This window comes from Kurthia sp. 11kri321 (genome assembly GCF_001534765.1).
Lineage (GTDB): Bacteria > Bacillota > Bacilli > Bacillales_A > Planococcaceae > Kurthia > Kurthia gibsonii.
The window spans coordinates 2,753,500-2,760,000 of the sequence record NZ_CP013217.1 but is presented as its reverse complement, the minus strand read 5'-3'; the positions used below and the strand labels follow the sequence as shown (position 1 = coordinate 2,760,000).

General features: G+C 35.7%; 7 protein-coding genes (1 of these 7 only partly in view). 4 read left to right on the top strand and 3 right to left on the bottom strand.

Annotation, left to right across the window (positions count from 1 at the left end; genetic code table 11):
* On the bottom strand, positions 1-198 hold the 5' end (the start) of the coding sequence (locus tag ASO14_RS13790) for an EamA family transporter (protein WP_068456665.1). 705 nt of this gene lie to the left of the window's left edge; the window shows 198 of its 903 coding nt (coding positions 1-198); it begins with the start codon at positions 196-198; the stop codon falls past the left edge of the window.
* Positions 199-285: 87 nt separating this feature from the next.
* On the opposite strand from ASO14_RS13790, the gene ASO14_RS13785 reads away from it, so the two are divergent.
* Entirely contained in the window at positions 286-984 is a 699-nt protein-coding gene (locus ASO14_RS13785; RefSeq protein WP_068456661.1) for a Crp/Fnr family transcriptional regulator, read from the top strand.
* Between the two features lie 41 nt (positions 985-1,025).
* Here the strand turns inward: ASO14_RS13785 and ASO14_RS13780 are convergent, their stop codons facing one another.
* On the bottom strand, positions 1,026-1,592 hold the full coding sequence (locus ASO14_RS13780; protein WP_068456658.1) for a GNAT family N-acetyltransferase: 567 nt from the start codon (positions 1,590-1,592) through the stop codon (positions 1,026-1,028).
* Between the two features lie 159 nt (positions 1,593-1,751).
* On the opposite strand from ASO14_RS13780, the gene ASO14_RS13775 reads away from it, so the two are divergent.
* On the top strand, positions 1,752-2,702 hold the full coding sequence (locus ASO14_RS13775) for a carbohydrate kinase family protein (RefSeq protein ID WP_068456656.1): 951 nt from the start codon (positions 1,752-1,754) through the stop codon (positions 2,700-2,702).
* A gap of 43 nt (positions 2,703-2,745) precedes the next feature.
* Here ASO14_RS13775 and ASO14_RS13770 read toward each other — a convergent pair whose 3' ends face one another.
* Positions 2,746-3,411, bottom strand: coding sequence for an adenine nucleotide alpha hydrolase family protein (locus tag ASO14_RS13770; RefSeq protein ID WP_231726961.1), 666 nt, complete (start codon positions 3,409-3,411; stop codon positions 2,746-2,748).
* A 308-nt stretch (positions 3,412-3,719) separates the two neighbouring features.
* On the opposite strand from ASO14_RS13770, the gene ASO14_RS13765 reads away from it, so the two are divergent.
* Together ASO14_RS13765 and ASO14_RS13760 are read left to right on the top strand one after the other, a co-directional pair.
* A complete protein-coding gene (locus ASO14_RS13765; protein WP_231727014.1) occupies positions 3,720-6,080 on the top strand; it encodes a Na+/H+ antiporter subunit A in 2,361 nt (786 codons plus the stop codon).
* Positions 6,070-6,498, top strand: a complete 429-nt coding sequence (locus ASO14_RS13760) for a Na(+)/H(+) antiporter subunit B (protein WP_068456647.1) — start codon at positions 6,070-6,072, stop codon at positions 6,496-6,498. Before ASO14_RS13765 ends, ASO14_RS13760 begins: the two co-directional genes overlap by 11 nt.
* Positions 6,499-6,501 lie beyond the last annotated feature (3 nt).

The following is a 6,501-nucleotide window of genomic DNA, read 5'->3' as shown; positions in this document are numbered from 1 at the left end:
TGCGGATAGCTTAGGGAGAGAACGTTGCGTTATAATAAAGAGAATAAACGCTAATAAAAAACCGATCGCATATTGACTCTGTACAGCTTCTGCTGTCGTGAATCCATGTGCCATCGCGACCTTAATAATTGTAGATAAAATACCATAACTGCTAGAAGCAATTACAATTAGTAAGGGGAATAATAACTTCTTATTCATCATGCCAACTCCTATTTAATTCTTTTAATAGTGTATCAAGAGAAAAAATAATAATATAGGACATATGTCCAGAAAAAGAGGTTTTGTATGAAATTAATTGAAGACCCTCAAATTTTAGAACAATACATTCGATTACATCGATTTGAACAAATATTTACGAACATTGAGAATGTACCATTTAAAATATTTGAAGTAGCAGAAGGAGAAAATTTAATGAGTGAAGGAGAGGAACTAACCTCTTTGTATTATCTTGTAGCAGGACGTGTAAAGGTCACTTCTAGCTTACATACGGGGAAGTTCCTTTTACTTCGTTTTAACCATCCTTTGACCGTTTTAGGTGACTTAGAATTAATTCGTCAGGTTCCAGTACAGTCACAAGTTACAGCAGTTATTGACAGTATTATTATGACATTGCCTTTTGACTATATAAAACAGTATGAAATGCAAAATCCTTTATTTTTACAACAGTTATTGCAGCATATTAGTTATAAGTTACAAACGAATACAGTTGCGACACGTGTGAATTTATTAGAGTCTGTCGAAAGTCGTTTTGCAAGCTTTCTATTATCGACTGTTAGCTCAGATCCGGATAATAACTTCGGACAGGAACTACAGACCATGCGGATTGCAGAGATTGCAGATTTATTAGGTACTTCACACCGACATTTGAATCGAGTTGTTAAAAAATTGGTTGAAGAAGGTGTTATTAAACGTGAAAAACGACATCTTATTATTTTAGATGAGCGTCGATTAAGTGATTTATCACAAGGTATTCGATTTGAATAAATAAAAAGAGGAAACACATATCAGTGTCGCCTCTTTAAAAATTATTGAACTACTTTTACCATATGGTCGAACTCTTCACCAATAATCATCCAAGGTTCTGAATACACATAACCTATTTTTTCATATAAGTGACGTGCACGTTTTTTCTGTAACTCGACACTTAACGATAATTTTGGGTAACCCTGTTCTTTACATAACGTTTCCGCATATTTTAATAAGATTGTGCCAATTCCTTGACCTCTAAATTGAGGGTCGACACAAACAGTATCAATATAAAATTCATCTGGGTTTGCTTCTACTTCGATTGTCTGAACAGGTGCGTTTTTAGCAGCTAACCACTTTTCAAGTTGCGCATCGAGTGATACGGCTTGATCACCACCATACACGACCATCATACCTGCCACTTCACCATTACACTCGGCAACGTATGTGTTGAGGTAAGAGTTTCGGTTATCCTCACGCTCAAACAGTTCAATCAGCCCTTCAATGACTGCTTCAGGTGTCTCCTCTCCTGTAATACGATTAGCAATCTCGCCAATAGCATCTACAATAAGTGGCGCAACCTTTGAACCATCTTTTATCTGCGCTTGTCTAACTTTGATCTCCATTGTTATCAAACTCCTTTGTACACTCGCCATTATAACAGATTTGTTTCATAAAGTATAAAAAAAGGGTATTTCGGAATAAATAAGTCTTAAAAGATACTTTTGTGTTGTCAGACTTCATGGTACGATAGAAGGAAGATATTTTATGAAGGAGCTTAATACATGTTACAACCAACTAGAGATTTCGTCTTGATTTACGGGGATGCTTTTGTAGATTACATTGCAGATGATGTAACGAATACAACGTTTACAAAATATTTAGGAGGTACAACGATTAATGTCGCAGCTGGAGTTAGTCGAATTGGTGCACCTTCTGCAATTATTACAGTAACAGGGGACGATGAAACTTCTCAATTTGTACGCAATGAGTTAAAAAATGAAGGGGTTAACACAGAGTATGCGCAAATTATTCCAGAAAAACGTGTAACAGGTGTAGAAGTACATCTGACAGAAGATTATGATCGTATTTTTACGAATTATTCAGATGAGACACCAGACATTCAAGTCGATCCAACTCATTTAGATGATCGTGCTTTTGAACGTGCTTCAGTTTTTAGTTTTTGCTCAAATACGATGTTTCAAGAGACAGCGCTTGAAACGACACGTGCAGCAGTAAAAAAGGCAATCGAGAAAAATTGTTTAATTGCGATGGATGCGAATATTCGTCCATTACGTTGGGAAAGTCCTGAAAAGTGTTTACAAACGATTAGTGAGTTTTTACCGTATGTAAATGTAATGAAATTAGCAGATGAAGAACTATTTTTCATTACACAAACTAAAACGATTGAAGACGGAATTAAAGCATTAGCAAAATATGATTTAAAAATGTTAATGATTACAGTTGGTGAAAAAGGGACATATGTTGTATTCAACGGAAATGTACAACATGTACCTTCAATTGAGATAAATTGTGTGGATACGACTGGTGCAGGTGATGCCTTCATGTCAGGTATTTTACGTTCGATTCACTTATATGGTTTACCGAAAACGGAAAAAGAAGCATATGATTATATTTTCTTTTCAAATCAATTAGGTGCTTTAACTGCTACAAGAGCAGGTGCAATTACTGCAATTCCGCACTTACATGAAATTGATCGATTAATTAAGCCATAAATAATGAAGGAGGGAGCTCAATATGGGCTTCCTCCTTTATTACTTACATATTTAATTCTTTAATAATACGTTCATCATGTATATAACCATCATCTACTTCAATTTCATACGTTTTACCTTTGTACATAAATTTAAAGCGACCGTTATCAAAATCTGTACTTAGCTCTTTATAAAAAAGTCCTTCACAGATGAACTTATCAGGTAAATCGAAATAAATACGATAGACACCTTCATCATCCACTAGATAAGCGCGAATCGCTTTCTCATAAAGGTGATCTTCTACGTGGATTTGTCGATCAACAGATACAACATGGATGTCAACGAAAGGTAATGCTTTTAGCAATTGATTAATAAATGAGCCTTTCGTAATTTCTTCCCAGCGACTTTGTGCAGTTTGTCCGATAATTACTTGTGTAATATTCAGGTCATTACAAACTTCTGCAATGACTTGTTGAATGGGACGATCTTCATTTGTTTTTAAAATTAAATCATCAATCTCAAATTCTACAGCTAGATTTTGCCAATGTAAAAGGTCAGCTTCTTGTGATGAGTCAAATTCTTCTCGAGATTGACGACTGATGTTCAGTACATATAAAGGGCAATCAAGCATTGTAGCAATTTTATGTCCACGACGAATTAAACGTTCGCCATTTGGTCCGTAATATACACATACTAGTATGCTTTCGTCCATACGTCCATGGAATTTCAAATAAAATCACCTGTCCTTTTAAGTCATAAATTTTCAGTAGTAGATAACGCTTCATACATGAAAGAAATGCTTATTTCATGTATAATTTACATATAAATGTGTTTAAAATAGAATTTTTCCTTACTATTTTATTTATAACACATTATACAGTTAATTCCAAAAAGACGAAACGTTTTTATTTGCTGATTCAACTCCTTATTATGGTGAATCTGCAACCAATAATCAAGTAATTCAAAAAAAACAGCATATATTAGCGATGGAGGGATATTTATTTGATTACAAAATGGGCTATTTTATTACCCTTCTTCATGGCAATCCTCATTCCTATTTTCCACACAAGAATTCGTAAGTTTCATTTAGGGTGGGTTGCTTTAGCAGTACCTTTTATACTTTTTATTGCGTTACTACGCTTTCTTCCACAAATCGCATCAGGCGATACAATCTCTCATTCATGGCGATGGATTCCGTCTTACAATTTGACGTTTACTACATATTTAGACGGTTTGAGTATGCTTTTTGCATTACTCATCACAGGGATTGGTGCACTCGTTATTTTATACTCCATATTTTATCTTTCAAAAAAAGAAGCATTACACAAGTTTTATTGCTACTTACTATTATTTATGACCGCCATGTTAGGCGTTGTCTTTTCAGATCATCTTATTATGTTGTACTTCTTTTGGGAGCTTACAAGCATTGCCTCATTCTTACTAATCGCTTTTTGGCATCATCGAAAAGCTTCACGTCGTGGCGCACAAAAATCCATGTTGATTACAGTCACAGGCGGCATCATCATGCTGATGGGTTTTTTAATTCTCGCACATGAAATGGACAGCTATAGTATCCGCACAATCATCTCTACGATTTCAATCGAAAATTTAAATAGATCACTATACTTAGCCATGCTTTTTGTATTACTTGGCGCATTTACAAAATCTGCTCAGTTTCCATTCCACATTTGGTTACCTGATGCGATGGAAGCACCTACGCCTGTTAGTGCCTATCTACATTCAGCTACGATGGTGAAAGCCGGTATTTATATTGTGGCGCGCTTTACACCAATTTTTGCATACAATCTTTCATGGTTTTGGATTGTGAGTATTGTTGGACTTATTACATTATTCTGGGGTTCTTTTAATGCTGTTAAACAGAACGATTTAAAAGCACTTCTCGCTTTTTCAACGGTTAGCCAACTTGGGTTAATTATGAGTTTGCTTGGAATGGGTTCCGTTGTATATGCCACAACAGGAGAAATAACGGACGTTATTTATACACAAGCAACGTTTGCTGCACTCTTTCATCTAGTTAACCATTCCACATTTAAGGGTGCTTTATTTATGATGGTTGGTATTTTAGATCATGAGGTCGGAACACGTGATTTACGACGATTAGGTGGTCTCATAACGATTATGCCCATTACGTTTTCAATTGCTTTAATTGGTGGGTTCTCAATGGCAGGTTTACCATTATTTAATGGTTTCCTCAGTAAAGAGATGTTTTTTGAAGCGACACTCGCTATTCAAGAGATGAATGTGCATAGTTGGATTGTTTTATTCCCTGTAATCGCTTGGGTTGCAAGTGTTTTCACATTTGTTTATTGCTTTATTTTAGTCTTTAAAACATTCTTCGGTTCAGCAGACAAGCTACCGACAGATCGTAAAATTCATGAAGCGCCGATTGGCATGCTGATTTCACCTATTATTTTAGCTGTATCGATTATCTTCATCTTCTTCTTCCCAAATATTCTTGGGAAATTCGTAATTGGTAGTGCGATGCAAAGTGTTTACCCAACAGTACAACCATTTGAGCAGATGACGCCTACAATTGCGGCATGGCATGGATTCAATACAGCGCTCTTTATGACAATAGGTGTTATTGTATTCGGGATTATCTTGTATCTGGCATGGCCAAAATGGAAGCGCCTATATAATCGTCTTCCTGAAAAATGGACACTTAATTATTTATATAATCAGTTGCTGGAAGAAGCTGAGATTGTCGGAAAATTCGTAACAGATTTATATATGACGGGGTCAGTTCGTCACTATTTAATGTATATTTATGTATTTTTTATTCTCATTGTAGGTGGTTACTTTATTCAAAGTCATATTTTCGCAATTGATTTAGAAGATCAAGCACCTGTGGAATGGTTTGAGATTTTATTGATGATTGTTATGGCAGGAGCAGCTATCTTCTTGCTATTCGCGAAATCAAGACTGACAGCAGTTGTATCAAATGGTGTTCTTGGTTTAGGTGTCGCGATGTTATTTGTTGTCTTTAGAGCACCTGATTTGGCACTTACACAACTCGTTGTTGAATCAGTGACAACGGTATTGTTTTTATTAAGTTTTGCTTATTTACCTGAATGGTCGAAGGAACAAAAGCCAAAAGCAACAAAGTCGATGAATTTGCTGATTTCTCTTGCAGCTGGTGCGCTTGTTATGGCCATCTCATTTACTGTATTGAATTATAGTGAGTTCAAAACCATTTCAGGATTTTTTGAAAATGCCTATGAATTAGCTGGTGGTGCAAATATTGTTAATACAATTTTAGGTGACTTCCGAGCTTTTGATACGATGTTAGAGGTTGTCGTGCTTCTCATTGCAGGCTTAGGTGTGTATACACTCATTAAGTTTAGAGCAAGAAAGGGGCAGAAGAAATATGAAGATTAATGATGTTATTTTAAAAACGGTTGTACAATTTGTTGTCTTTATTATTTTAACAATTGCTATCTATCTATTCTTTGCAGGTCACTATACACCAGGCGGCGGCTTTGTAGCAGGTTTAGTATTAGCTTCTGCTGCCATACTACTGTATATCACGTATGATACTGAAAAAGTTAAGAATGGGTTGCCGATTGATTTTAAAATCGTTGCAGCAATTGGTGTGGCGTTAGCGATAACAACTGGGATCGTGCCAACTTTATTTGGGAAACCCTTTTTGAATATGAGTTCGATGTCAGTACATTTCCCCTTAATTGGAGAAAAGGAAATTGCGACAGTCATGTTGTTTGAACTCGGTGTTGCACTAACAGTCGTAGGTGTCGTGATGACAATTATTTTAAGTATTAGTGAAGGGAGAGATGATTAATTT

Coding starts and splice junctions, on each gene's coding strand:
- ASO14_RS13775 (WP_068456656.1), top strand. CDS start 1,752: ATGTTACAACCAACTAGAGATTTCGTCTTGATTTACGGGGATGCTTTT.
- ASO14_RS13785 (WP_068456661.1), top strand. CDS start 286: ATGAAATTAATTGAAGACCCTCAAATTTTAGAACAATACATTCGATTA.
- ASO14_RS13780 (WP_068456658.1), bottom strand. CDS start 1,592: ATGGAGATCAAAGTTAGACAAGCGCAGATAAAAGATGGTTCAAAGGTT.
- ASO14_RS13760 (WP_068456647.1), top strand. CDS start 6,070: ATGAAGATTAATGATGTTATTTTAAAAACGGTTGTACAATTTGTTGTC.
- ASO14_RS13765 (WP_231727014.1), top strand. CDS start 3,720: ATGGCAATCCTCATTCCTATTTTCCACACAAGAATTCGTAAGTTTCAT.